At 55.9% G+C, this 24812-nt stretch carries 28 protein-coding genes; all 28 read right to left on the minus strand.

Translation table 11 applies throughout. From position 1 onward, the window contains the following. Positions 1–133 precede the first annotated feature (133 nt). Positions 134–1060 (minus strand): hypothetical protein, encoded by a 927-nt coding sequence (locus ACE6ED_RS00660; protein WP_410825019.1) that lies wholly within the window; start codon positions 1058–1060, stop codon positions 134–136. Then, positions 1057–1629, minus strand: a complete 573-nt coding sequence (locus ACE6ED_RS00665; protein WP_410825020.1) for an MPN domain-containing protein — start codon at positions 1627–1629, stop codon at positions 1057–1059. The genes ACE6ED_RS00660 and ACE6ED_RS00665 overlap by 4 nt, the downstream gene beginning before the upstream one ends. A gap of 43 nt (positions 1630–1672) precedes the next feature. Beyond that, positions 1673–1984: a hypothetical protein gene (locus ACE6ED_RS00670; RefSeq protein WP_410825021.1), complete on the minus strand. Its 312-nt coding sequence runs from the start codon at positions 1982–1984 to the stop codon at positions 1673–1675. Positions 1985–2022: 38 nt separating this feature from the next. Further along, the gene (locus ACE6ED_RS00675) at positions 2023–3432 is read right to left on the minus strand and encodes a DUF342 domain-containing protein (RefSeq protein ID WP_410825022.1); all 1410 of its coding nucleotides are present in this window, start codon (positions 3430–3432) and stop codon (positions 2023–2025) included. 31 nt (positions 3433–3463) lie between these two features. Further along, the gene (locus ACE6ED_RS00680; RefSeq protein ID WP_410825023.1) at positions 3464–4252 is read right to left on the minus strand and encodes a FliA/WhiG family RNA polymerase sigma factor; all 789 of its coding nucleotides are present in this window, start codon (positions 4250–4252) and stop codon (positions 3464–3466) included. An 84-nt stretch (positions 4253–4336) separates the two neighbouring features. After that, positions 4337–4762 (minus strand): hypothetical protein, encoded by a 426-nt coding sequence (locus tag ACE6ED_RS00685; protein WP_410825024.1) that lies wholly within the window; start codon positions 4760–4762, stop codon positions 4337–4339. Beyond that, positions 4762–5259, minus strand: a complete 498-nt coding sequence (locus ACE6ED_RS00690) for a chemotaxis protein CheD (protein WP_410825025.1) — start codon at positions 5257–5259, stop codon at positions 4762–4764. The genes ACE6ED_RS00685 and ACE6ED_RS00690 overlap by 1 nt, the downstream gene beginning before the upstream one ends. After that, the gene (locus tag ACE6ED_RS00695) at positions 5252–5878 is read right to left on the minus strand and encodes a chemotaxis protein CheC (RefSeq protein WP_410825026.1); all 627 of its coding nucleotides are present in this window, start codon (positions 5876–5878) and stop codon (positions 5252–5254) included. The genes ACE6ED_RS00690 and ACE6ED_RS00695 overlap by 8 nt, the downstream gene beginning before the upstream one ends. Positions 5879–5882: 4 nt before the next feature. After that, on the minus strand, positions 5883–6344 hold the full coding sequence (locus tag ACE6ED_RS00700; RefSeq protein ID WP_410825027.1) for a chemotaxis protein CheW: 462 nt from the start codon (positions 6342–6344) through the stop codon (positions 5883–5885). A gap of 27 nt (positions 6345–6371) precedes the next feature. Then, positions 6372–8450, minus strand: coding sequence for a chemotaxis protein CheW (locus tag ACE6ED_RS00705; RefSeq protein ID WP_410825028.1), 2079 nt, complete (start codon positions 8448–8450; stop codon positions 6372–6374). A gap of 32 nt (positions 8451–8482) precedes the next feature. Then, entirely contained in the window at positions 8483–9874 is a 1392-nt protein-coding gene (locus ACE6ED_RS00710) for a protein-glutamate methylesterase/protein-glutamine glutaminase (RefSeq protein WP_410825029.1), read from the minus strand. A 36-nt stretch (positions 9875–9910) separates the two neighbouring features. Beyond that, positions 9911–10795, minus strand: coding sequence for a MinD/ParA family protein (locus ACE6ED_RS00715; protein ID WP_410825183.1), 885 nt, complete (start codon positions 10793–10795; stop codon positions 9911–9913). Further along, a complete protein-coding gene (gene flhF / locus ACE6ED_RS00720; RefSeq protein WP_410825030.1) occupies positions 10792–12198 on the minus strand; it encodes a flagellar biosynthesis protein FlhF in 1407 nt (468 codons plus the stop codon). The genes ACE6ED_RS00715 and flhF overlap by 4 nt, the downstream gene beginning before the upstream one ends. After that, positions 12195–14228, minus strand: coding sequence for a flagellar biosynthesis protein FlhA (gene flhA / locus ACE6ED_RS00725; RefSeq protein WP_410825031.1), 2034 nt, complete (start codon positions 14226–14228; stop codon positions 12195–12197). The genes flhF and flhA overlap by 4 nt, the downstream gene beginning before the upstream one ends. Before the next feature lie 17 nt (positions 14229–14245). After that, positions 14246–15340: a flagellar biosynthesis protein FlhB gene (flhB, locus tag ACE6ED_RS00730; RefSeq protein ID WP_410825032.1), complete on the minus strand. Its 1095-nt coding sequence runs from the start codon at positions 15338–15340 to the stop codon at positions 14246–14248. A gap of 3 nt (positions 15341–15343) precedes the next feature. Beyond that, entirely contained in the window at positions 15344–16147 is an 804-nt protein-coding gene (gene fliR, locus ACE6ED_RS00735) for a flagellar biosynthetic protein FliR (protein WP_410825033.1), read from the minus strand. Positions 16148–16155: 8 nt separating this feature from the next. Then, positions 16156–16425 carry a flagellar biosynthesis protein FliQ gene (fliQ, locus tag ACE6ED_RS00740; protein WP_410825034.1) on the minus strand — a complete coding sequence of 90 codons (270 nt, stop codon included), beginning with the start codon at positions 16423–16425 and terminating at the stop codon, positions 16156–16158. A 30-nt stretch (positions 16426–16455) separates the two neighbouring features. After that, positions 16456–17217 carry a flagellar type III secretion system pore protein FliP gene (gene fliP, locus ACE6ED_RS00745; RefSeq protein WP_410825035.1) on the minus strand — a complete coding sequence of 254 codons (762 nt, stop codon included), beginning with the start codon at positions 17215–17217 and terminating at the stop codon, positions 16456–16458. Further along, positions 17214–17738 (minus strand): flagellar biosynthetic protein FliO, encoded by a 525-nt coding sequence (locus ACE6ED_RS00750; RefSeq protein ID WP_410825036.1) that lies wholly within the window; start codon positions 17736–17738, stop codon positions 17214–17216. The genes fliP and ACE6ED_RS00750 overlap by 4 nt, the downstream gene beginning before the upstream one ends. Positions 17739–17747: 9 nt before the next feature. Continuing rightward, complete coding sequence (locus tag ACE6ED_RS00755) at positions 17748–18113, minus strand: response regulator (RefSeq protein WP_019910416.1); 366 nt, start codon at positions 18111–18113, stop codon at positions 17748–17750. 28 nt (positions 18114–18141) lie between these two features. Next, the gene (gene fliY, locus ACE6ED_RS00760; protein WP_410825037.1) at positions 18142–19419 is read right to left on the minus strand and encodes a flagellar motor switch phosphatase FliY; all 1278 of its coding nucleotides are present in this window, start codon (positions 19417–19419) and stop codon (positions 18142–18144) included. Next, positions 19409–20407, minus strand: a complete 999-nt coding sequence (fliM, locus tag ACE6ED_RS00765; protein WP_410825038.1) for a flagellar motor switch protein FliM — start codon at positions 20405–20407, stop codon at positions 19409–19411. The genes fliY and fliM overlap by 11 nt, the downstream gene beginning before the upstream one ends. 38 nt (positions 20408–20445) lie before the next feature. Continuing rightward, on the minus strand, positions 20446–20913 hold the full coding sequence (locus ACE6ED_RS00770) for a flagellar basal body-associated FliL family protein (protein WP_410825039.1): 468 nt from the start codon (positions 20911–20913) through the stop codon (positions 20446–20448). Beyond that, entirely contained in the window at positions 20910–21137 is a 228-nt protein-coding gene (locus ACE6ED_RS00775) for a flagellar FlbD family protein (RefSeq protein ID WP_410825040.1), read from the minus strand. The genes ACE6ED_RS00770 and ACE6ED_RS00775 overlap by 4 nt, the downstream gene beginning before the upstream one ends. Before the next feature lie 249 nt (positions 21138–21386). After that, the gene (gene flgG, locus ACE6ED_RS00780) at positions 21387–22205 is read right to left on the minus strand and encodes a flagellar basal body rod protein FlgG (protein ID WP_410825041.1); all 819 of its coding nucleotides are present in this window, start codon (positions 22203–22205) and stop codon (positions 21387–21389) included. Positions 22206–22329: 124 nt separating this feature from the next. Beyond that, positions 22330–22710, minus strand: a complete 381-nt coding sequence (locus tag ACE6ED_RS00785) for a TIGR02530 family flagellar biosynthesis protein (RefSeq protein WP_410825042.1) — start codon at positions 22708–22710, stop codon at positions 22330–22332. Continuing rightward, positions 22707–23288 (minus strand): flagellar hook capping FlgD N-terminal domain-containing protein, encoded by a 582-nt coding sequence (locus ACE6ED_RS00790; protein WP_410825184.1) that lies wholly within the window; start codon positions 23286–23288, stop codon positions 22707–22709. Before ACE6ED_RS00790 ends, ACE6ED_RS00785 begins: the two co-directional genes overlap by 4 nt. A 21-nt stretch (positions 23289–23309) precedes the next feature. After that, positions 23310–24812, minus strand: coding sequence for a flagellar hook-length control protein FliK (locus ACE6ED_RS00795; protein ID WP_410825043.1), 1503 nt, complete (start codon positions 24810–24812; stop codon positions 23310–23312).

Consider the following 24812-nt stretch of genomic DNA (forward strand, 5'->3'; position numbering starts at 1 on the left):
GCCAAGACTTTCTTCAGAAGAAAGCACCGCTTGTCGAAATCAACCGGCGTGTGTTTTAACACCGTCAATTAATATACCATACGAACGGGCGGGATGCAACGCCTACTGTATAGCTTTTTTTGAGCGAGACCGGTTACTTCGGGGTCGAGAGCTTTGTAATAATTGATTCACTGCTCTCCCCTTTGTCGAATGAATACGGTCCGTATTGAATCGTTTTGTTGATCCCGCGCGCGTCGGCTTTGCGTAAAAATTCATTTTTATCCGCGATCACGCCGTTTTCCTGCAGTAAGTCGGCCACGTCGCTCAAGTTGAGCCCGCTTGGGATGCTCAATTCAATCCGCCCGGCCGCATCCGTCTGCGGTACGGCAGCAGCCGTGGCCGCCGGCGGGGCTGCGGACGGTTTGGCAATTGCGGGCGGCGCGGTAGCGGAAGATTCCGTGTTTGCGGGCCGTGCGGTAGCGAGCGGTTTCGGGCTTACAGGCGGCTTCGCGCTAGCCGGTGTTTTTACGCCTGCTGGCGGCTTGGCACTGGCTTGCGGTTTCGCACTAGCCGGTGTTTTGCCATCCGCTGGCGCTTTCGCATTCGCGGAAGTCATTCCGCTGGCTGGCGGCTTCGCGCTGACCGGCGGCTTGGCGTTAGCGGGCGGTTTCGCGCTGGCTATTGGCTCAGCCGATGGGGCCGCGGCGCTCTCCGGCTTCGCCTCTGCCGGTGCCGCCGGCGACGAAGGCGCGGCTGCAGCCTCCGGAGCCGACGCTGCAGCCGGCGGGGACGGCGGCGTCTTGGGGCTTGCGCTCGCCGCGGGAGCGGAAGCTGCCGGCGAAGAAGCCGCTGGTGCCGGACTCGTCTGCGGCGGAGCCGAAGCGCTCACGCCTTCCGGTCCGCCGGCTGCAGGGTCCGACACCGCAAGTCCCAGCCGTTCGGCTTCCTGGATCACCTGCTCCTTCGTCAGAGGCTGGCTTGCGGCCTGCAAATCCCTGGACGCATTCATCAGCTGCAGCAGCAGCGCGCCGGCAACGAGGCCAGCTCCCAGGCCGAGCATAAACGTACGGTTTTTGATCACGCCGATTCCTCCTGTTTCGCGAGTTGGAGAATCAGCTGCACTTCACCGCGCTGCAGGCCGCAGGCCCGGGAAATTGCATCGACCGACTTGCCTTGTTCATGCAGTTCGAACAGCTCCGGATACCGCTGCTTGATGGACGGCTTCGTCTCGGCCGGCTCTTCAGCCGCCGGCGCCGCCTCTTGGCCTTCAGGAAATGCGATTTCCGTAGGCCGGCTGCCCGGAGCGGAGCCAATTGTCATCGCAAGCTGGAGCAGGCCATTTTCTCCGGCCGCCACCCTTGCGTCAAGCTGAAGCGACCTCCGCTCCAGCTCTTCCAGACGGGCCTGCATGTTCTGCATCTGGCGCTGATACGCGGTCTGGTTGTCTTCCGCCTGCTGTTTCAGCTGCGTCACAAGCTCAATCAGCTGTTCGTTCTCCCGCTCCACGTCCGCCATATACAGCTCCAATGCGGATTCGATATCTTTGCGATCCATTGCGCCCGCGCCTCCTTCCGCCGCCCTTTTCGGCAGCATCAGCGCATAGCCAAACGCCGCGCCTCCAAGCAGTACGATGTATACCCATGGTTCCAAGCTGTTCGTTCCCCTTTGATTAATTAATGGTATCGGCCGGCGGTCAAAGCGAAAGATCGATCCGGCGGCCCTTGTACGGATGCGCCGCGGGCTGCGCCGTTTCAGTCTCCCGCTCTTGTCCCGGATGGGAGGATTCGCCGCCGCCTTGTCCGCGTCTGCCGTCGTCCCGCACCGCTGTCTCAAACGTCTCGTCGACTTCGGTGCTGCGCTGGCTGATTTCCCGGCTTTCCTTAATATTCTGGCCGGCCAGCTGCTGCTGGTCGGCGGCCTGCCGGTGCATCAGTTCATTCTGGATCCGGCCCGCTTCGGTGCTGCGGGGCACGGCGATTTGAAGCTCAACGGGCTTAAGACTCATCGCTTTTCCTCCCTGTTCCTGCCGGCGGCGGGCGCCGGCTAAATTTTGGGAATCATGTCAATATCGCCGTTCCGGAACACAAACGCAACCCGTTCTGTAGGATCCTTAATAAATCGGGTATATCTTCCAATTACGATTTTAGAGCCCCCGTAAATCGTGCGCACAACCTCCACTTTGGCCCGCACGGTGTCTTCCAGAAGCTTTTCGATTTCAAGAATTCGTTCCCGGATAGCCGCCTCTTCACGGGCCTGGGAGTGCTTTGTCGCATTCAGCTTCACACGCATTGCGACTTTGTCGGGGGGAAGCTGGCCGCTAGCCGCCAGCTGATTCAGCAGATACAGCGCTTTGTTGGTTTTGTCCGCATTGTCGGCGATCAGCTTCAGCTGCTGCCGGAGGTCAGTCATTTCATTGCGCAGCTCGGGGAGTACACCCACTTCAATCGCCGTCGCCGTGGACATCGTGTTGCCGATGGTTCGGGCGACGACCCGCTCTCCTGCTTGAATGGTACCGCCTACAATAAGACCTTTGGTTCCGTTGCAGAGCACATCTCTGCCCGCGCGGATGGTGGAATGCATAATGCTCTGGGAGACGATCACATCCTCCCCGGCCACTACGTTCCCGTCCTGAATAAAGGAAACTTTCACATTGCGCCCGGCGCTGACCGAACCCTTGTTGTAACCAATAATGCCGCCTGTAATTTCAATCGAGCCGCCGGCCGTCAGTTCCGCGCCTTCCACGCCGCCTACAACACGGATATCTCCGGCGGATCTGACCGTAAATCCCGTCAGCACGTTGCCCCGGATAACGACCGTGCCGACAAAATCGATGTTGCCGGTGCTGTAATCGACATCGCCGTTTACTTCAAATACCGGGAACACATTGATTTTGCCGTTGTCTGTCTTGGTAATGAGCCCGTCCATCGCTGCATACATCGCCGTCTCCTCGGCGTCGACCAGCACGTTTTTGCCGACCTTGAATTTCGCTTCTTTGCCCGGACGGCAGGGAATCTCTTCACCGGTAACGGCACGGCCCGGTTTGCCCGTGGACGGAGGAAGCCGTCTAGCGATCAGCTGGCCTTTGTTGACATTGTTCAGCCGGACCAGCTCTTTGTAGTCGACCTTTCCGTCTTCCTTCTCCAGCGGCCGGTGCTCGTCCCCCCCGTCGAGATCGATGTTCAGCACGACACGGCCATCGCTGCCGTGCTCTGGTTCATCGCCGATTGCAATCGGCGTCCGGCTCCAAAAATACTCCTCCGGATGACTGGCCAGGCGCCGGACGACGTCCCGCTGAATCCCGTATACAATTCCATTTTGTTGCAAGAACCCATTGATGTCTTCTTCGGTGCAGGAGAAGTTCTCGTCTCTCTTGGAGAATTGCAAGTATGCGATTCCTTTGTCGTCCGATAGTGTAACGCTTAAGTAAGCAGCCAAGGCGTAATTCCCAATCATGGATACTCCTCCTTAACACCCTCCGTTAAAATTAATCGTTTTGCATCAGAAGATCCCGGTTCTTGTCCAGCGTCCCCCGGAGCCGCAAGATGGCTTTCGAGTGAAGCTGAGATATCCTCGATGGCGACAGTGACATCACTTCCGCAATTTCGCTCAAGGATAAATCCTCATAATATAATAGGGACACGACGGTCCTTTCTTTCACAGTCAGTTTTTCAATGCCTTTCGCGAGCGTCTCGCGCAAATAAAATTCATTGACCCGGCTGTCCGGGTTCTTCGCTTTGTCGTCGACCAGGATGGACATCCGGGTTTCGGACTCTTCTTCGCGAATCGGGTCTTCCAGGGAACATAACGACATGACCGCCACGTCCTGAAGCATTGTCTGGAACTCCTGCTCGCTGATATTCAGATAGCGGCTCATTTCCTCGTCGGATACCGACCTTAAATATTTTTGCTCCAGCTGCTGGTAGGCGTCCTCGATTTTTTTGGCTTTTTCCCTTACGGACCGGGGAACCCAGTCCCCCTGCCGGAGCGAATCGAGAATCGCGCCTCTGACCCTCCAGGAGGCATAGGTCTGAAACTGCAGCCCCCGTTTGTAGTCGAATTTCTCTATCGCGTCGATCAGGCCCATAACCCCGTTGCTCGCCAGATCGTCTTTTGACACATTTTTGGGAAGACCTACGGCCAGACGGCTAGATACATAGTCCACGATAGGAAGATAATTTTCGATCAGCTTTTTTTTGGCTTCCAGGTCGCCGTGTTCTTTCCAGCGTTCCCAGAGCGAGTCGTTTTCCACATTAGAAGCTTTACGCTCGTTCAATAGCTTTCACCCTTCCCAAAGTGTAGTCAGCGGCTAATGCAAGGGGGAAGCACCGGTGCTGCTTGTCCTCTCCCCGGCAGCCGCCTATTCTTCTTCTTTCAGGTGACGAACGGCCTTGGCCAATTCTTCAGGATCTTTCATGGAGACCAGCTTCGGTGGCTGAAGCGGCGTAAAGCCCGGATCGCTGCTTTGGCTTGCCGGGTCCGGCTTAGGCTTAAGCAGATTGTTCAGTTCCTCGTCCTCGTCCGGCGTGGTCAAGTCCAGCTGTTCGCCGAGGCCAGCTTCACTTTCTTCCTGCAATGTGAAGTCGGGTTCAGGAGGAGCCGATTGCTTTACAATAAAACCCAATACCCATCTTAATATAAAAGCAAGCAGAAACCACAAAATAAAACCGAAGATTCCCCGGATCAGGCTGGTCATGAGCAGATTATTTCCCATAGTCACGAGAAAAGTAAGGACAAAACCGATCAACCCAAACACGATATTAAAGAACAGGTTTCCTATCATCATTATAATTCCTTAACGCCCTTTTGCACGCTGCGAATATATAAAATACCGGTGCTGCAGGCAATCTCGATCGTCCGGCCATAGTTCCCTCCGGTATCTTCAGCCACCAGCGGGATGTTCAGCGATTCGAGCATCTGCTTGCAGGACTCTACATTGCGCGGACCAATCCGCATCGTATCGTTGCCCGAGGTAAAAGCAAACATCTGGGACCCGCCGGCCATTTTGGCGACAAGCCGGCTGCGCGCCGCTCCCTGCGCCAGCATCCGGGACAGCAGCTCGGGAACCGCCGTGTCCGCGAATTTCGCCACGTTCAGCTGCCCGTCTCTGGAAATATCGGAGGAGGGCAGCATCACATGCGCCATCCCCGCGATTTTGGTAACCGGATCAAACAAGGTTAGTCCTACACAGGAGCCAAGTCCCGTTGTCCGGATAAAGCTGTCGCCGCTGCCGACATTCAGATCGGCCATTCCCACTTTAATCAGGCTTTTATCATCAATCATCCTCGACCGGCACTCCCAGGGACTGAAAAATTTTGGTAAACGATTCCGGATCGGGGATCAGGAAAAACTGGCCTTCGATTTCGTCATGACCTTCCAGGAAGGTAGTATCTATCAGCAGGGCGTCGTCGCCCATTTGGCCAAACTGCAACAGCCCGTAGCTTAAAATCGCGCCGGCCATATCCATCGCCAGTCCAGGGACGGTCGGGTACATTGACAACCGGGTAAAATCTGCCAGCGACGACAGGTAGGAACCGGCCAAAATATTGCCGATCTCGTTTAAGGCCGACAGCTCCATCTCCGACAGGTCGCCGTCCTCCGAAACCTCAAGACCGGCCACACGTCCAAGCAGATTGCGGGCCGCTTCCGGCGTCAGGATGAAAAACAGGTTGCCGGGAGCTTCCCCCTCCACCCGGAAAAACACCGCGTAGACCAGTTCCTCCGCTCCGCCCACCTTCTCGGTGATCTCGTCGAACCCGAGGAACTGCACTTTGGGCACCGCCATGTCGATCGGTTTGTTCAGCAGTCTGGACAGCGCCGTGGCGGCGTTGCCGGCACCGATATTGCCGACCTCGCGCAGCACGTCCATTTTAAAATCCTTCTGGTGCTTGAACAGTTCCATCGGTTTAGTCCTCTAGGCTTTCCAGCATGGAGATTTCGCTTTTGTTCAGCACTTCGGACAAGTTCAGCATAATCAGCAGACGATCTTCGCCGACTTTGGCCACGCCGTCCAGATACTTGGCCTTCACCCCTCCGACAACATCCGGCGGCGTATCGATGGAATCGCGGTTCAGATCGATGACGTCATTTGCGGAATCCACAATGAAGCCTACTTCCATTTCGTTTGCCGCAACGATGATGATCCGCGTCTGATCGGTTGGCTCGGCTTCCTGCAGCCCGAAGCGGCCGCGCAGGTCAATGACCGGAATAACAACGCCGCGCAAATTGATGACGCCTTTGATGAACGCATACGTTTTGGGGACACGGGTGATCGGCATCATGCGTTCGATGGTTTGAACCTTGTCCACTTCAATGCCGTATTCCTCGGTGCCCAGTTTAAACACTATCACTTTGATATCTTCCGCCATGGAAAAGCCCTCCCTGAATTACCCTGATTATTTGATGAAAGCGTTGGGATCGATGATCAGCGCTACCTGGCCGTCGCCAAGGATGGTAGCTCCCGAAATGCCGAGCACCTCCGGCAAATATTTGCCGAGATTTTTGATGACGATTTCGTTTTGCCCGATAAAGTCGTCAACGGCCAACGCCGCAAGCCGCTCGCCTTTGCGGATAACGACCACTTCGGTTTCTTCCTCTTGGGTTTCGTCAAAATCCGGCACCTGGAACAGCTTGGCCACCGATACAAGCGGAATATGCGAATTGCGGAACTCGATCATCCGGTTGCCGTGAATGGTCCGGATCTGATTCTGCTTGATGATGCTGGTTTCCACAATGGACGACAGCGGAATCGCATATTTCTCGGAGCCGAGCCGGATCAGCATGGCGGAGATGATAGACAGCGTAAGCGGCAGCTGCACGGAGAAGGTTGTTCCTTTGCCGAGCGTCGAGTATACCGTCACATTGCCGCCGAGCGAAGCGATTTTCGACTTGACGACATCCAGGCCAACGCCGCGGCCGGAGATATCGGAGATGACCTCTGCTGTACTGAACCCGGCCGCAAAAAGCAGCTGATACGCTTCCTCATCGGACAGCGCGGCGGCTTCTTCAGCGGTGAGCACGCCTTTTTTAATGGCGGACTTAAGCACCTTCTCGCGGTTAATGCCTGCCCCGTTGTCTTCAATTTCAATGAAGACATGGTTGCCGCTGTGGAATGCGCGCAGCTGCACCGTGCCGGTCTCCGGTTTGCCGGCGGCTACGCGGTCCGCGATCGATTCCACGCCATGGTCGATCGCGTTGCGCAGCAGATGCACAAGCGGATCGCCGATCTCGTCAATAACCGTCCGGTCAAGCTCCGTTTCGGCCCCGGTAATGACGAGGTCGATTTTTTTGTCCAGTGATTTCGCCAAATCCCGGACCATCCGCGGAAACCGGTTGAACACGGTGTCTACTGGAACCATCCGGAGCTTCATGACGATGTTTTGCAGATCGGCGCTGACCCGGCTCATATGCTCCACTGTTTCGGTCAGATCCTGATTCTGGGCTTCGGCCGCCAGCTGCTCCAGCCGGACGCGGTCGATCAGCAGCTCGCTGAACAGGTTCATCAGCACGTCCAGCCGTTCGATATCGACCCGGATCGTGCGCGACGGTGCGCCCGCCGAACGCTGGGCGGCCGGCTTGCGGGACTCGTCCGCCGCTTTTGCTGCCGGGGCGGGAGCTGCCGCCGGCTGGGATGAGCTTGGCGCATCCGCCTGAGCAGGCGCTGCTGCCGCTGCCGCGGTTTCCTTGGCGCCGGCGCCAAGCTGGGTCAAGGACTCTACATCCAGCTCCACGGCATTAGCTTTGTCGATCTCGGAGAGGCCAAGCACCATGCTTTCAATTTCTTTACCCGTCTTCTGCGTTATGTAATATAACGAAAAGCCGTTTTCGAATTTCTCCTGCTCGATGTCCTGCACCGACGGGAACGATTTGACGACCTCGCCGGAGCGCTCCAGCAGATCGAAGACCATATAGGCGCGAACGGCTTTCAGTTGGCAATCGGGGCGGATGCCCACTTCAAGATAGAGCACGTGATGCCCTTCCTGTACGGACTGCTCTAATACGGAAAGCTGAAATTCGTCGAGGAGGATAGGTGTCTCGGCGGCCGCCGGAGCGGCAGGAGCCGCTGCTGCGGCGGCGGAGCCGCCCGATGGGATTTCACCGCGGACGATCGTCTGCAGGTCGGCCACGATCGAAGAGACGTCGGCTTTGCCTTGTCCGCCCGCCGTAATGTCCTGAACCATGGATTCCAAGGCGTCCAGGCCTTTGAACAACGTGTCGAAGATGAAATCCTGCATCTTCAGCTTTTCGTTACGCACCAAATCAAGCACATTCTCCATCTGGTGGGTCAACGACGCAAGATCTTCGAATCCCATGGTCGCCGCCATCCCCTTCAGGGTATGAGCGGAACGGAAAATGACCTGTACAATGCCCAGGTCCTCCGGGTTTGCCTCCAGTCCCATCATATTTTCGTTTAGTGACTGCAAATGATCATTTGACTCATCAATAAACATGGATAGGTATTGGTTCATGTCCATTGTGAGACACCTCCTCTAAGTTCGCATTTCCGTTATTTAACGATTTGTGTAAGCTTGGGAGCGATGGACTGCAGCGGAAGGATATGCGTGACGCATCCCAGCTCTACGGCCGATCTCGGCATCCCGTAAACGACGCAGGTCTCTTCGCTCTCCGCAAACGTCGACGTGACGCCGGAGTCGTAGAGGGCCTTCATCATTTTGGCGCCGTCGTTGCCCATTCCTGTCATCAGCACCGCATGGCGCTCCAGCGAGGTCAGCGGCAGCAGCGATTCGAACAGCGTATCGACTGAAGGACGGTGTCCGTTGCGCGTCTCTTCTTTATTTAAAGATACGGCGTATTGCCCGCCGGACGCTGGGACAATCCTCATATGATAGCCGCCGGGTGCGATATAGGCCATGCCCTGCTTCAGCACCATGCCCTGCTCCGCCTCCACCACCTCAAGCGGACTGAAGGTGTTCAGCCGCTGGGCCAGCGATTTGGTGAAGCTTGCGGGCATATGCTGGACGATGACGACCGGCGCCGGAAAATCCGCCGGGATCTTCTCCAGCAGCGCCTTCAGCGCCCGGGGTCCGCCCGTCGACGTGCCTACGGCGACCAGCTTGCGCAGCGATCCGGCGGCAGCCTTCCGGTCCGGCTGCCCGGCCGGCGGCTGCGGCGGCTGCGCTGCGGCAGCAGGCTTCGCCGAAGAGCCGGCCGGCGCTGCAGCGGACGGCTTCGGCTGCGCCGCGGTTCCCGGCGCCTTGGCCGAAGCTGCCGCGTCCGCGCTTCTCGGCGGCTGCCCGGGCCGGCCCGGCGCCGGCTCGGCCGCGCGTGCCCGGCGCGGAGCCGGCTTCGGCTCCGCCTGGGCCGCCGGCCGCTCCTGCGGCCGTGCTGCCGGCTCTGCGGGCTTCGCCGCTGCCGGACGTGCCGGCGGCTCCGCCGGTCGGCCCGCATCCGCCGGCCGCGTCACCGGCGAGGCCGCAGGCGCAGCCGATTGCGGAGCCTCCGGCTGCGCGGAAGACGGTGCCGCCGGATGCGGCCGGCGCGCTGCGATCGCTTCGCGCAGCTTCATGCGAAGCTCTTCCCCCACCTGCGAGATATCCTGGGAATTGGTTACGGATGGCTTGCGGATAAAATCAAACGCGCCCCACTCCAGCGCCATGATCGTCTCCTTCATCCCTTGTTCGTTAATTCCCGAAAGCATAATGACCGGCAGCGTCCGGGCAGCCATAATGGACTTCAGCGCTTCCAGCCCGTTCATCTCCGGCATTTCCACGTCCATTGTAACGAGGTCGGGTTTCAGCCGGGCTACGGTCTCGATGGCCTCCCTGCCGGTCGACGCCGTGCCCGCTACTTGGAATTCCGGGTCCTTCTCTATCAAATCGGAAATGATTTTGCGCATAAATGCCGAGTCGTCAACCACTAATACCTGATATGGCGTCATGTCATTTCCACCTCTGTCCTTGTGAATGCAGAATCGTTATTTGCCGCGGCGCAGCCACTTCTTCAAAAAAGTCTTGATGCCGCCGCCGGGTTCCCGCCTGCGTGTCAGATTGCTGGCCAGATAAACCTGGGCCAGCTTGTGTACATCTCTTGCTGCCGGACTGTTAGGATAAGCCATAGAGAAAGGCACCTGTTTCTTGACAGCCTGTACCACATGGGTATCGCTGCTGATATAACCCAGGAAAGGGAGATTAAGTTCCAGAAACCGGCTTGCCGTCAGCCGGATTTTTTCGCTGGCCATCTCCGCTTCTTTGGCGTCCCCCGCCTGGTTGACAATAAGCTGGAACGATACCTCGGGGTGCGAGCCGCGCACCACTTTCATCAGTGCGTACGCATCGGTTATTGCCGTCGGCTCCGGAGTCGTCACGACAAGGCATTCATCCGCTGAGACAATGAATTTCAGCGTTTCCTTGCTGAGGCCCGCCCCGGTGTCAAACAGGATGTAATCCATCGAGTCCGACACTCTGCTGAGCTGCGAGGTGAAGTAATTTAAGTCCTCGTCGGATAAATCGAATAAATCCTGCATACCCGACCCGCCGGCGATAAAAGGGAGCGAAGCCGGTCCGCGTTCAATAATCTGCTCGATTTCAGCCTCCCGCTTCAGCAGGTGGTACAGGGAGTATTTAGGTCTTACTCCCATCAGAACATCAATATTCGCCATCCCGATGTCGGCGTCGAACAACAGCACTTTTTTGCCCATCGCCTGCAGGGTCAGCGCAAAATTCAGCGTAAAATTCGACTTTCCTACCCCGCCTTTACCGCTGCACACCGTGATGATCTTTGCGCTCGTTCCTCCCGCTTCTTCTGCGGAAGCTTCTCTGCCGGAAACCAGTTGTCTTAACGATTGCGCCTGATCCATCAGTTCACCCCGGTTCCAAGCAGCAGCTCGCACAGCCGCCGCTCATCGGCCATCAGCAGATCGTCCGGCACATTTTGTCCGTCCGTCATATACGACAGCCCAAGCGGGTAATCATTCAGCAGGTTAAAAAGCGGACCGTACGTGCCCGTCTCGTCCAGCTTGGTGAACACCACTTTGTCGAGATCGTATTTGCTGAAATGTTCGGTGATTTTCTTCATGTCTTTGCTCTTGGAGGTCAAGCTGAGCACCAGGTACGTCTCTGTCCGGCTGCGGCTGCCCGGAAGCAGGCTCTGCAGCTCGGACACCAGCAGCTCGTTCCGGTAGTTCCGGCCGGCCGTATCCATCAGAACCAGATCGCAATCCTCCAGCTTGCTCATCGCCCGCTGCAGATCGCCGGGTGACTGCACGACTTCCAGCGGAACGCCAAGAATCGAGGCATAGGTGCGCAGCTGGTCAACCGCCGCAATCCGGTACGTATCCGAGGTAACGAGACCCACCTTGCGGCCCTGCTTAAACAGCTGCTCGGCAGCCAGCTTGGCGATGGTGGTCGTTTTGCCGACCCCTGTCGGACCGGCCACAAACAGGACGCGCGTCTCGGGAGCGATGCCGGCTCCGATTCTCGGCGAGACAAAACCCGCGATACGCGCCCGCAAAGCAGCTTCGAACCGCTCCTCAGGCCAGCTGCGCCCTTCTTGCTCCCATTCGTCATAAACGCTGCCGATCCATTCTTCGATCAGCACGGCATCCGTCTCCTGGTCGATCAGCCGGGTGCGCAGCTGCTCCAGCGCTTCCGGCAGAAACTGCGGCTGGACCGACTGCTTCGCAATCCGTTCCATCCACTGTTTCATCTGCCGCACCTCGCTCAGCAGTTCGCTGTCTCCGCCGGCCGGACCGCTCCCTGTTTCCGCGGACACGAACGCGGCAGGCTGTACAGCCGCCGCTTCACGTGGTTTCTCATTTCCCGTCGCGCCGCGCTCCGGTATGGAGAATGCGGGTACCGGCGCTTCCGGCGCAGTTTCAGGTTCCTTAGCGAGTGAAAACCGGCCGTCCTGCATTGCCGCTGCTTCGGTGAGGGCGGAAGCAAAATCCGCGTACGCGCTGTTTCCGCCTTCTCCGTTTCTAGCAGAAGGCTTGGACGCGGACGCCGCCTGCCGGTAGGCGTTTGGCACCGCGCTGCGGGGAACCGGAGCCGGAGCCGGCGGCGCGGGCTGTTGTTTGCGCCCCTGGGCTTTTTCTTCTTTTTCCACAGCGGCGACGACTTCGATCTTTTTCTTTCGGAACATGCCCATAAATCCGCCAACCTTGATCTCTTTTGTGCTCAAGATTACAGCATCGCCGCCCAGTTCGCTGCGGATGGACTGCATGGCGTCCGGCATCGTGTCGACCACGTAGCGCTTCACTCTCATAAGTTCACCACTCCAACGCTCTGAATTTCAATGTTCGGCTCCAGCTCGCTGTAGGACAGCACCGGGATATCCTGCATCGTCCGCTCGATCACCTGCCGCAGATACATGCGGATGGTCGGGGACGTCAGCACGATCGGCTGCTGTCCGGTCTGCAGCAGACGGTTGATCTGCTCCATCAGCCGCTGATACACCGTCTGGGTCGATACCGGGTCGAGCGCAAGGTAGCTGCCCTGCTCCGTCTGCTGCACGCTTTCGGCAATCTTTTTCTCAAGCGACGGACCCACCGTGATCACACGAAGCGTTTCGCCTTTCTGGGAGAACTGCTGGGTAATCTGCCGCGACAACGCTTGACGGACGTATTCGGTGAGCACATCCGGGTCTTTGGTGTAGGTCCCGTAATCGGCCAAAGTCTCGAAGATGGTAACCAGATCCCGGATCGAAATCTTCTCGCGCAGCAGCTTGCCCAGCACCTTCTGCACATCGCCGATGGAAAGCACGGAAGGAATTAGCTCGTCGACAAGCACCGGATAATGCTCGCGAACATTGTCGATCAGCTGTTTCGTTTCCTGGCGGCCAAGCAGCTCATGACCGTAACGTTTGATCAGCTCCGTCAGATGAGTGGCCACTACCGATGGGGGATCGACCACCGTATAACCGGATAATTCCGCCCGTTCCTTCACCGCCTCATCGATCCAGAGGGCCGGAAGACCAAAGGAAGGCTCTACCGTTTCAATCCCGGTAATCGAGTCGTCGTCATACCCCGGACTCATGGCGAGGTAGTGATTAAGTAATAATTCACCGCCGCCGACGTTATTTCCTTTAATTTTTATGACATATTCATTCGGTTTTAGCTGAATATTGTCGCGAATGCGAATAACCGGGACTACGAGTCCCATCTCAAGCGCACACTGGCGCCGGATCATAATAATCCGGTCCAGCAGATCGCCGCCCTGCTGCGTGTCGGCAAGCGGAATAAGTCCATAACCGAACTCGAATTCGATCGGATCCACCTGGAGGAGATTGATGACGCTCTCCGGGCTCCGGACCTCTTCGATCTGCTTTTCTTCGACCAGCTGTTCTTCCTCGATTTGCTTTTTGTTCAGATTCTGGCTCATCCGGTAGGCCGCAAAAGCGAGGAGCCCTGCCAGCGGAAGCGTCGTAATCGCATGGATAGGCGTGAACATGCCGAGGAATGCGACGGTCGCCGCTACGATATACAGCAGCTTCGGATAAGACAGCAGCTGTCCGGTCAAATCTTCGGCCAGATTGCCGTCCGAAGAAGCGCGGGTAACGATCAGGCCGGCCGCTGTCGAAATCAGCAGCGCGGGGATCTGGCTGACCAGTCCGTCACCGATGGTCAATACGGAGTAAGTCGAGAGGGCTTTCTGAAAAGTCATCCCATGAACGGTCATGCCAATAATAAATCCGCCGACGAGGTTGATGATCAAAATAATGATACTTGCGATCGCGTCGCCTTTGACAAATTTGCTGGCGCCGTCCATCGCCCCGTAGAAGTCGGCTTCCCGTTCCACGTTCTGCCGCCGTTCTCTTGCCTGCTGCTCGTTGATCATGCCGGCATTAAGATCGGCATCGATACTCATCTGCTTGCCGGGCATTGCGTCGAGCGTAAATCTCGCGCCAACCTCGGCAACCCGCTCGGAGCCTTTGGTGATGACGATAAACTGAACAACGATCAGGATCAGGAACACGATAAAACCGATGGCAATCTGTCCCTGCGCGATCCATGAACCAAATGTGGCGACAACCGAACCGGCGTCCGCCTGGCCGAGAATCAGCTTGGTCGTCGATAAGTTCAGCGCCACGCGGAACAGCGTGGTGATGAGCAGCAGCGACGGGAAGATGGAGAATTGCAGCGGTTCTCTTGTATTCATCGCCACGAGCAAAATCGTCAAGGCGATCGAGATATTAATGACAAGCAGTACGTCAAGGAGCCATGTCGGGATAGGAAGAATCATCATAAGCACGATGCCGATAATGCCCAACAGAACCGATAGATCCTTAGCTTTCAAGCGTTTTCCCTCCCACGTTATCTGGCTTTCCCTTTAAGTTTATATACATGCGCCAGCACCTCCGCCACTGCCTGGAACAGGTCGGACGGGATGACATCCCCGATTTCCGCCCGTTGAAACAGCGCGCGTGCCAGCGGCCTGTTTTCCATAGTCATGACGCCGTTTTGCTTGGCGATTTCGCGAATGCGAAGGGCCACATAGTCCTGGCCTTTTGCTACAACCTGAGGCGCATCCATTTTGCCGCCGTCATATTTCAGCGCGACCGCAAAGTGGGTCGGGTTCGTAATGACGACATCCGCGTTGGGTACTTCCTGCATCATCCGCTGCATTGCCATCCGGCGCTGCCGTTCGCGGATTTTCCCCTTGATATGGGGATCGCCTTCCATTTTCTTGTATTCGTCTTTGATGTCCTGTTTCGACATCCGCAGGCTTTTTTCATGCTCGTATTTCTGATACATAAAGTCGAGCACGGCCATGACCAGCAGAGCCGCGCCGATTTTAATGCCCAGGCTAATCGTCATGTCGGCCGCAAAACGGAAAATCCGCTCGGAGCTGACATGCGACAAGGAAGCAAAGCTGTTTTTTTCGCCCCACAGCGTGCTGTACACGAGGTAGGCGATAATGATCAGCTTCAGGATGGATTTCAGCATCTCCACCAGGGAACGCATGGAGAATATGTTTTTAAAGCCTTTCAACGGGTTGATTTTGCTGAATTTGGGAGTCAATCCTTCGCCTGTTGCCATAAATCCGGTCTGCGCTACATTGGCGACAAACGCTAGCACAACAGCAATGAGGAACAATGGAGCGAGCAGCAGGAGCACCTGGATCCCGTAGCTCACCATCATATCCATCACATTCTGGACCGTAACTTCCATCATCATTCTATTGTTAAAAATATCGGTGTAAAGCGACACAAACCGCTCTTTCATGTAGCCGCCAAAGGCGACCAGGCTGAGCACGCTGGCCAAAAGCACGACCGCGCCGGATAATTCGGCGCTTTTCGCCACCTGCCCTTTTTTGCGGGCGTCCTGGCGTTTTTTGGGTGTCGCTTTTTCCGTTTTTTCGCCTCCAAACAGCTGAAGGTCCATTGGAAGCCGGTTATGATTCATCATGGATTATTGATTCCCTCCAGGCGGAGGCGCCTGCCCCAGCACATTCAGCAAATTCCGCATCGATTCGAACATAATGTCGAACAGACTGGAGAACAGCGCGGTAAGTGTGGGCATAAGCACCAGCAGCAGCACCAGGCCAACGATAATCTTAAGCGGCACACCGATGACAAACACATTGTACTGCGGTGCGGTCCGGGCCAGAAAAGCCAGGCCTACATCTGTCAGAAACAAGGCGGTCACAAGCGGAGCCGACATTTGAAACGCCAAAATAAAAGACTGGGCGAACGAACGCACCAGAAACTGCGACAGGCTTCCGTCTGACATCCGGGCGGCGACCTCGTGGTTCAAAGGCACCCAGTTATAGCTGTTGACAATCGCGTCAAGCAGGTAATGATGACCGTTCATGCCAAGAAAAATAAGCAGTGCGATGATGTATTTGAAATTGCCCAAAATCGGCGAGGCCGCGCCGGTCAGCGGGTCGATTACATTTGCGATCCCGAAACCGATCTGGATATCAATAAACGAACCGGCCGTTTGAATCGTCATGAACATCAGGTAGCCGATAAACCCCAATAGCAGCCCGACAAGCACTTCTTTAAAGATCAGCAGCACATAACCCAGGTCCTCCTGCACAACAATCCCTGTGCCGGTTGTGCTAAACACCACCAAGGCGATATAAAAAGAAAGGCCGATCTTAAAAGTAGTCGGCACATTTTGCGAGGAGAACACAGGAACCACAACAAAAAACGCCGTTATTCGACAAAAGATTAGCAGAAAGACAGGAAGACTTTGCAGTATATTCTCCATCGTTCAACTCATCCGATGTACTGATCGAGATTGCCCAGCAAATGGCTGGTGAAATCAATCAGCTTCGTCATGATCCAGGAGCCGAACAAAAGCAGGGCCAGCAGGACCGCAACAATCTTAGGCACAAATGCCAGCGTCTGTTCCTGAATCTGGGTGGTGGCCTGAAAAATGCTGATGATCAGACCGACAACCAGTCCCAGAATCAGCATCGGAGCGCTCGTCTCCAGAATGAGATATACGGCTTGTCCGGCCAGGCCGATAATAAAATCCGGATTCATACCTTACCTCCACTTCTCTGTCCGCGCACGTCACGTATTAAAACTGTTCAGCAGCGACTGTATGACCAAATACCAGCCGTCCACGAGTACAAACAGCATGATCTTGAACGGCAGCGAGATCATTACGGGCGGCAGCATCATCATCCCCATCGCCATCAGCGTACTGGACACAACGATGTCGATGACAAGAAACGGAATAAAGATCAGAAATCCCATCGTAAATGCTGTCTTCAGCTCGCTGATTGCGAACGCGGGAACCATCACTGTCAAAGGAATGTCGGAATAAGTCTCCGGCTTGGTGTCTCCAGTATATCCGGTGTATTTCATGAACAGCAGGAGATCCTTTTCATGTGTCTGGTCAAACATAAATTTCTTCATCGGATCGGCCGCGCGGTCAAAGGCTTCAGTCTGATTGATCTCTCCCTTGAGATAAGGCTGCAGCGCGACATCATTCACCTGGGTGAGCGTTGGCGTCATGATAAACAGCGTCAGGAACAACGCCAGTCCGACGAGCACCTGGTTCGGCGGCATCTGCTGCGTGCCGAGCGAAGTGCGGATGAACCCGAGTACAATCACAATCCGCGTGAAACTTGTCATCAGAACAAGAAAAGCCGGGGCGATGCTAAGTACGGTCACCAGCAGCAAAATCGAAATCGAGCTGGTTCCGTTCCCGCCCTCTCCGTTGCCGATCTGAATATCAATATTCGGAATCGGCTCGGCATGGATCGGCTGCAGCAGTACAAGACCAACCACAGTAAGCATAATAAAGGAGATGATTAGCTTTTTATTCATAGTTCCCTCGGATCATCCGGCTTGCGCTCATCCCGGAGAAGCTCTTCCATTTTCTCTTTGCGGCCCGGGGAGCGCAGCTTCGACTGCAAAACTTCATAGAAAGGCGAATCGTCCGGAAGGTCCGTTCCCTGGGACGTTTCCTTCCCCTGCAGTCTGGATTTCAGTTTCTGAATCATCGACCCCCATCCGCTGCCGGCGGACTCCTCTTCAAACGCGGTAATCACAGCCATCACTTCATCAGGATCGGTGATTTTGTCCAGCATCGTGACGTTCTCGCCTACGCCGATCAAGTACAGGCTGCCTCCGACCTCAAGCACCTGTACCGATTTGTTGGGCCCAAGGCCGACGGCGCCGAGCGTCCGGATCGAACGTCCGCTTTGCATGATTTGGTTGCGCCGGCCCAGGAAGCGGATCAGCAGGATGATGACAACGATAATTACGGCAAGCACAAGAATTACGTTCATCAAGCTGAGCAGGCCGCTCCCCCCGCCGGGTCCAAGCGTTTCGGCATTAAGGGCCATAAAAAATCCCTACACGCCCAGCGTTTTGTTGATAGCTTCGATAACGCGGTCGGCCTGGAACGGTTTGACGATAAAGTCTTTAGCGCCGGCTTGAATCGCGTCGATAACCATGGCCTGCTGTCCCATAGCGGAGCACATGATAACTTTGGCGTTGGCGTCCACCTTTTTAATTTCTTTAAGCGCTGCAATGCCGTCCATTTCCGGCATGGTGATATCCATCGTAATCAGGTCGGGGCGAAGTTCTTTAAATTTCTCGATCGCCTGGGAGCCGTCTTGGGCTTCGCCCACCACTTCAAATCCGTTCTTGGACAAAATATCCCGGATCATCATTCTCATAAATGCTGCATCGTCCACGATTAGAATTCGATTGGCCATTGTACAAAATCCTCCCTAAAATACGCTATTATTGTAGTTTTTGAATCCGGTCCCATTGGCTGACGATATCCGTTACCCGGACACCGAAGTTCTCGTCGATGACGACGACTTCTCCCTTGGCGATCAGCTTGCTGTTCACCAGGATATCGACCGGTTCCCCCGCGAGCTTGTCCAATTCGATAATCGAACCTTGCGACATCTCCAGAATATCTTTGATCTGCTTCTGGGTCCTTCCTAATTCTACGGTCACCCGGAGGGGTATGTCCATCAATAAGTTTAAATTATTTTCGTCAATATTCCCGAAAGCCGCGCCGCCCAAATTGCCGAACTGTACCGGCTGGACGTTTACGTTCCTGGCGGCAGGCTGACCGGCCTGCGGAGCCGGCGGATACGGCTGCTGCTGCGGCGGCATTCCGTAAGGCGGCACGCCCGGCATCCCGTAAGGGGGCATGCCTGCCGGCGGATAATAATACCCTTCAGGCGGCTGTCCGTAAGGATACTGCCCCTGCGGCGGGTAAGGCTGCTGCGGCGGCTGTGCAGCGGCTGGCTGCTGCTGCGGCGCCTGCTGCTCGGGCTGCGGCGGCGCTTCGGCCGCAGGCGCGGCTTCCACTTCCGGCGTTACATCGCCAAGCAGCATGGTCACCATATCCTTGGCAAATTGTACGGGCAGCAGCTGCATGATCGTCGAGTCAATCAAATCGCCGATTGTTAGACGGAATGAAATGCGGATTAATGTCTCGTCATCCGGCAGGCTGCCTACGCCCTCCCCGCTCGACATGTTCAGAATGTCGATGCCGGGCGGCGAAATGTTCACAAACCGGTTGAAAATAGTGGACATCGACGTCGCGGAGGAACCCATCATCTGGTTCATCGCTTCCTGAACGGCGCTGATATGAATTTCGTTCAGCTCTTCTTCTTTGGGAATGCCCTCTCCGCCCAGCATCAAGTCGGCGATAACCTGCGCGTCCTTGATTTTGATGACCAGGGAGTTGATGCCCTGGAATCCGTCGACATACTGTACATGAACCGCTACATGCGGTTTAGGGAATGCTTCCTCAAATTCGCCCCGTGTAATGATGGAAACCTTGGGGGTGGTAATATCCACTTTTTTGCCAAGCAGGGTTGACAGTGCGGTTGCCGCGCTGCCGAAGGTGATGTTCCCGATTTCTCCCAGCGCGTCCTGCTCAAACGGCGTCAGAAAATCGCTCACCGTTTTTGCGGCCGGCGCCGATTCTCCCATACCTTCCGCCGATTGTCTCAGAAGAGCGTCGATTTCTTCCTGGGATAAATAGTCCTTACTCGTCAAGTTCTTCAACTCCTTCGCTGACAATCTCGTCTATTTGCACGGCGACCCGTTCTTTGACCATTCCCGGACTTCCGATAAATTTCAATTTATTGCCTACTTTGATCGACAGCCCCGTATCCACGGTTTTGTTCAGTGAGATTACATCTCCCACCGACAAACCGAGAAATTCGGAAATCGACAAGGAGGACTCGCCAAGCTCGGCCACAATCGGCAGCTGGGCCCGGTAGACCCGTTTCTGGATCGCCTCTTGCTCTTCGGGCGCCCGTAGCTTCTTCTCGGACACGAACCACTGGTGCACCGACAGTTTCGACATGATCGGCTCAAGGACCACGTGCGGGATACACAGGTTAATCATCCCCGTTGTATCGCCGATCTTGGTGCTGAGCGAGATCAGAGCAATCGTCTCGTTAGGCGAGACAATCTGCATGAATTGCGGGTTCGTCTCCAGCGCTTCCATCCGCGGAGAAATATCCAGGACGGTCTTCCAGGCTTCCTGCAAACTTTCGAAGCAGCGGCTGAAAATACGCTCCATAATCGTGGTCTCGATTTCGGTCAGCGCGCTGATTTTGGACGGCGCCGCACCGACGCCGCCCAGCAGCCGGTCCAGCATGGCAAAAGCAATGTTCGGGTGAACCTCCATAACCATACGGCCTTCAAGCGGCTCCGCTTCAAAAATATTCAGGATCGTCATTTTCGGAATCGAACGGATAAATTCGTCGTAAGGGAGCTGTTCCACCTGAACGACATTAATCTGCACGAAGGTCCGCAGCTGGGCCGAAAAATACGTTGTCAGATAGCGGGCAAAGTTATCGTGGATTCGCGTCAGGCTTCGGATATGATCCTTGGAAAAGCGTACCGCCCGTTTAAAGTCATAGGAGCGGATTTTTTTCTGCGTTTCTTCTTTTTTCAGCTCGTCGGCATCCATTTCCCCGGAGGAAAGAGCGGCGAGCAATGCGTCAATTTCATTTTGCGACAGTACATCCACCAAACCATTCACCCCCCATTTAGAAGTAGATCATCGTAATATTACATTCTGGTCATAATGAACTCGGTGATGTCCACCTGGGTGAGCTTGCCGTCTGTCAGGGTGTTGTTGATCAGATTGACAAGCTTGCTGCTGAGCTGATCTTTGCCATCGGCGCCGTTAAGCTGCTCGGGTGTCATATCGGCCAGCGTCTTGATAATGAGCGGTTTGATTTTGATTTCCTTGATTTTCTCAAATTCTTCTTTGGATTCGGCCGAGTTCATCTGGAACGCAAAATCCATCATAACAATAAAGTCTGGATCCGCCAGGTTGGTTTTAATTTCCTGCAGTTCGGCGGTCATCTCCACGATTTGATCCGCGGTCAGATGTTTGGTTTCCACGTGCTGAACGGCGGCGCTCACTTCGTCCGTGTCTTCCGAGAACCATTTATCCATCAGTAAAAATGCGGCCAAAACAATCAGCGTAATCGCAAGCAGGATCGTGATCAGCCACGGCATCATCTTTTTCATTCTTGTTCCTCCAATGCTTGTTGAACTTTGATGGTAGCCGCGTGAACGCCAATCTCTTTGTAGTAGTTCCCGATCTTTGCAATCACTTCATCGGCCTTTTCGCGGACGATCAGCCGCTTGCCCGTTACGAGCGTTACATACGTGTCGGGCGTCTCTTCCACAACTTCCACCAGCAGCGCGTTCAGCCACATGGGCGCGCCGTTCAGACGTGTTACCGAAATCATATTTGGCCTCCTAAAAATATTCCCGCGGAGCGGTGTCTTGGCTCCAATGTCGGGTCGCTGCCCGCGGGAACCGTAACTCCGCCGCTGCCAAAGCAAGCGGCTTGCGGTAAAACGTTCCGCCCGGTCCGGTTAATTGCCCTCCGGGCGGTGCTGCCAGGCTCCGCCGTTTAATTTTCGCCAAGCAAAAACGGCGTTTGCCGCGCTTTACCCGGGCCTAACCCGATTTAACTCCCGTTAGCCCCGCTGTTCTTAACGCTTCAGATTTACAACTTCCTGCAGCACTTCGTCGGAAGTAGTGATGATCCGGGAATTGGCTTGGAAGCCGCGCTGCGCGACGATCATCTCGGTGAATTCACCGGTCAGATCCACGTTCGACATTTCCAGCTGGCCGGCAATGATGGCCCCGGTTCCCACTTCGGCGTTGTTTGCGGTGGTGGCTTCAAGCGCCCCGTCCGCGTTGGCGTTCAGCGTCATCCGGTACAGATTGCCGCCGATTTTCTCCAGACCCGAAGGGTTGCTTACCTTGCCAACCCCGATCTGTACGCCGGGAGTAGTCGTGCCGTCAGCCATCGTTTGAACGATAGTGCCGTCCTGAGAGATGGAGAATGCCGTAACTTCGTCCGGGATCGTGATCATCTCCCCGGTGGCATCAAGCACCCGGAGGCCGTCCGAAGTCACCAGGTTACGGGCTGCATCAACCTTGAAATCGCCCGCGCGGGTCAGGAACGGTGTCTCCTGATCTTCTGACAGCTTGACGAGGAAAAATCCGTCTCCGTCGATCCGCAGGTCGGTCGGATTGTTGGTCGTCATGGCGCTGCCTGCAAGGTGCAGCGTATCAACGGAGGATACCGTGACCCCAAGACCAATTTGCTTGGCGTTGACGCCGCCTTCGCCGTTTTCGCCCGGAGCGGTGACGCCCGAGACGGTCTGGGACATGATGTCTTTAAACATTACGCGTCCCGATTTGAAACCGACGGTGTTTACGTTAGCGATGTTGTTGCCGATTACGTCGAGCTTGGTCTGGAAGCCTTTCATCCCGGATACGCCGGAATACATGGATCTTAACATGAATAATTGTCCTCCCGTGCGGCGGGCGGTCAGCCCTGCCGAATGTAATTGGTGGTTGTTTGTGCCTGGGGCCGCGTCAGTCGGTCGGCGGCGCCCTCCGGCTTTCCCGTAAAGGACCGGCCGGTTAAGAAATAATTACCGCACTGTCTATCTGTGTGAACACATTGTCCCGCATCGATTGTCCGTCCATCGCCGTAACGACGGTCCGGTTCGGCACACTGACGATCAGCGCCATATCTTTCATTAAAATCAATGACTCTCTGCTGCCCTTGGCTGCGGCTTTGTCGACCGCAGAAGAAATCTGGTCAAGCTGGCTCGTGCCCAGCTCTATCCCTCTTTGTTCAAGCCGTTTTGCTGCATGGTTGCTGAATTTCAGCATGTTCCGCTGCAGCACGGATTCGAATGATTCGCCTTGTGCCGCCGGTTTTGCGGCCGCCGGGCGCTGATAAGCCGAAGGATGAACCTGGGCGGGGTACATTTGACCGATAGTTATCCGGTCGCTCATAACGCTCCCCCGCTTTCCTTGCCGGCCTCCGTGCCGCTGCCTCCCGCAGACTCGGCGGGCTGTCCCGCTGGCTGATCAGCTGCTTGACCTGTCTGTTCGGCGGGTTGTTCAGCCGGCGCAGCGCCGATTTTGATAATATCGGACAGCTGGATTTGATCTTTGCCGACTACGGCATACTGCTTGCCGTCTTTAAAAATAATGGAGTCCACTACGCCGAATTTCTCCGTTTTGTTCGTTGAGTCCTTCCAGTCGTACTCTTTTGTTTTCGTATTCGCCGTATCAAGCCAGCTGACGGTTTTTCCGATCAGGCTTGAGGACGAACCAAGCGATTGCGACAGCAGGGTTTGAATATTCATCAGCTGTTCGACCGAGGAGAACTGGGCCATTTGAGCGATAAATTCCTTATCCTCCATCGGCTGCATAGGGTCCTGGTTCTGCAGCTGCGTGATCAGGATTTTTAAAAACTGGTCTTTGCCCATTACGGAACCGCTGCTCGATTTCCCTGCGCTTGCGCTGTTGCCGACTTTATAGTTCGGCCACATGTTGCTGGTGGATACGATATCTGAAGATGCCACGATTATTCACCTCCTTCTATTATGTTAAGCCTTGGCGTGGAATGAGCCGCCGTCCTGACGCCGGTCAACCTCGCCGTTCTCCAGCCATTCCTTCCATTCTCCGGTCAGTTCGGCTGCAAGTACAGCATCCCCGTTATCCTCTTCCCGTTCTCTGGAGCGGCGGCCTTCCTGCTGCTGCCCGTTACCGCCGGCTTGGCGTCCGCTTTGGTACATTTGTGAATCCGGCGAAGCCTGGCTTTGCGTTACCTCAAGGCGCTCCACTTGGATGCCCTGGGACTGCAGCGATGCGCGAAGCTGAACCATCTGTTGGTCAAGCAGTTCTTTAGCCGCTTTGTGATCGGCAACGAAGTGTGCGATCAGCTGGCCGTTTTGCATCGTAATTTTGACGTCAACCTGGCCGAGATTTTCCGGGAACAAAGTCAAGGTCGCTTCGGCAACCGAGCCCTTGCGTACAATTTCAAGGCTGCCTGTAATCATTCCCGTCATTTCTTTGGCAAAATGCTGGACAGGCACCGGTGCCGCCTCTGCTTTCAGCAGGACCGGAGCTCCGGAACGAAGCGCCAGCTGTCCGGCTGTAACCACTTCAGGCTTAGCCGGCATGGAGCCGATTTCCTGTGCGGGTTCGGCCGGTTCGGTTTCGCCGGTTTGCGCCGGTTTCACCGCCTCCGCCGCGGCTGCCAGTTTCTGCAGCGCATCCTGCGGTTTGACGCCTTCCGCTTGTTTCGCACCCGGATCCACAAGCTTCACGTCCGCCGTCTGCGTTTTACTCAGCTCTGCTGCGTTTTGGCCCGGGACATTCGGCTTATTTTCCTGCTGTACGAGCGGCGCGCCGGAATCGGCGTTTACACCAGCCTCACCGCTTACCTGCATAATGGCGGTTTGGTTTTGCTGCGTCAGAGCAGCAGAATCTGCTGAAGATTTTTTCGTAAGATGGTTGGCCAGCTCCGCGAAGGTCTGCAGCATAGCCGCCGCTTTCGCGCCCTGTTCGGCATCGCCGCCGTCAGCCGCGGATTGAACCACCTGCACGAGCTTGTGCAGCTCATCCTGTACTGCAAAGGTGACCGTTTCGGCTTTTTCGGCCAAGGGGGTCAAGGTGACCTGCTGCGGTTCAGCCTGCTCCTGCTCTCCGGCTTCCCCGCCGCCTGCAGTCAGCAGCGCCGCCGCCTGCAGCAGCCAGCTTTGCAGCGCGGCCAGCAGCGCCGGATCGGCTTGAACCTGTTCATCCAGCTTCTCCGCGTCCTGCAGCAGCTTGGCAAGCAGCTCTTCCGCGCCTTCCGCCTGTGTCTGTCCTGCTTCTTCAGGCTGTGCCTGCATCAGCATCCCCTGCAGCAAAGCCATCACATCCGCCATCCCGGCTGTCTGTGCATTTGCCGCGGTTAGTTGGCCTGCACCGGCGTTCATCTGCTGCACCAGCGTTTGGGCAAAAGGCACACCCGCCGCCGCTGATACAGCCGCCGTTTGGGTTCCTGCCATACCTTGCGCCGCGGTTCCGCCGCCGCTGGAAATCATTTGAAATACTAAACTCAT

Source organism: Paenibacillus nanchangensis (assembly GCF_046543445.1).
GTDB lineage: Bacteria > Bacillota > Bacilli > Paenibacillales > Paenibacillaceae > Paenibacillus_AQ > Paenibacillus_AQ nanchangensis.

Excerpts from the sequence above, each read along its gene's own strand:
- ACE6ED_RS00695 (WP_410825026.1), bottom strand. The coding sequence starts at position 5,878 with ATGGAACTGTTCAAGCACCAGAAGGATTTTAAAATGGACGTGCTGCGC.
- ACE6ED_RS00785 (WP_410825042.1), bottom strand. The coding sequence starts at position 22,710 with ATGAGCGACCGGATAACTATCGGTCAAATGTACCCCGCCCAGGTTCAT.
- ACE6ED_RS00755 (WP_019910416.1), bottom strand. The coding sequence starts at position 18,113 with ATGGCCAATCGAATTCTAATCGTGGACGATGCAGCATTTATGAGAATG.
- ACE6ED_RS00690 (WP_410825025.1), bottom strand. The coding sequence starts at position 5,259 with ATGATTGATGATAAAAGCCTGATTAAAGTGGGAATGGCCGATCTGAAT.
- ACE6ED_RS00705 (WP_410825028.1), bottom strand. The coding sequence starts at position 8,450 with ATGGACATGAACCAATACCTATCCATGTTTATTGATGAGTCAAATGAT.
- ACE6ED_RS00710 (WP_410825029.1), bottom strand. The coding sequence starts at position 9,874 with ATGACGCCATATCAGGTATTAGTGGTTGACGACTCGGCATTTATGCGC.
- ACE6ED_RS00770 (WP_410825039.1), bottom strand. The coding sequence starts at position 20,913 with ATGAAAAAGATGATGCCGTGGCTGATCACGATCCTGCTTGCGATTACG.
- flhB (WP_410825032.1), bottom strand. The coding sequence starts at position 15,340 with ATGATGAATCATAACCGGCTTCCAATGGACCTTCAGCTGTTTGGAGGC.
- ACE6ED_RS00775 (WP_410825040.1), bottom strand. The coding sequence starts at position 21,137 with ATGATTTCGGTAACACGTCTGAACGGCGCGCCCATGTGGCTGAACGCG.
- ACE6ED_RS00795 (WP_410825043.1), bottom strand. The coding sequence starts at position 24,812 with ATGAGTTTAGTATTTCAAATGATTTCCAGCGGCGGCGGAACCGCGGCG.
- ACE6ED_RS00675 (WP_410825022.1), bottom strand. The coding sequence starts at position 3,432 with ATGATTGGGAATTACGCCTTGGCTGCTTACTTAAGCGTTACACTATCG.
- ACE6ED_RS00670 (WP_410825021.1), bottom strand. The coding sequence starts at position 1,984 with ATGAGTCTTAAGCCCGTTGAGCTTCAAATCGCCGTGCCCCGCAGCACC.
- flgG (WP_410825041.1), bottom strand. The coding sequence starts at position 22,205 with ATGTTAAGATCCATGTATTCCGGCGTATCCGGGATGAAAGGCTTCCAG.
- ACE6ED_RS00750 (WP_410825036.1), bottom strand. The coding sequence starts at position 17,738 with ATGGCCCTTAATGCCGAAACGCTTGGACCCGGCGGGGGGAGCGGCCTG.
- fliP (WP_410825035.1), bottom strand. The coding sequence starts at position 17,217 with ATGAATAAAAAGCTAATCATCTCCTTTATTATGCTTACTGTGGTTGGT.
- flhF (WP_410825030.1), bottom strand. The coding sequence starts at position 12,198 with ATGAGAGTGAAGCGCTACGTGGTCGACACGATGCCGGACGCCATGCAG.
- fliQ (WP_410825034.1), bottom strand. The coding sequence starts at position 16,425 with ATGAATCCGGATTTTATTATCGGCCTGGCCGGACAAGCCGTATATCTC.
- ACE6ED_RS00700 (WP_410825027.1), bottom strand. The coding sequence starts at position 6,344 with ATGGCGGAAGATATCAAAGTGATAGTGTTTAAACTGGGCACCGAGGAA.
- ACE6ED_RS00685 (WP_410825024.1), bottom strand. The coding sequence starts at position 4,762 with ATGATGATAGGAAACCTGTTCTTTAATATCGTGTTTGGGTTGATCGGT.
- fliR (WP_410825033.1), bottom strand. The coding sequence starts at position 16,147 with ATGGAGAATATACTGCAAAGTCTTCCTGTCTTTCTGCTAATCTTTTGT.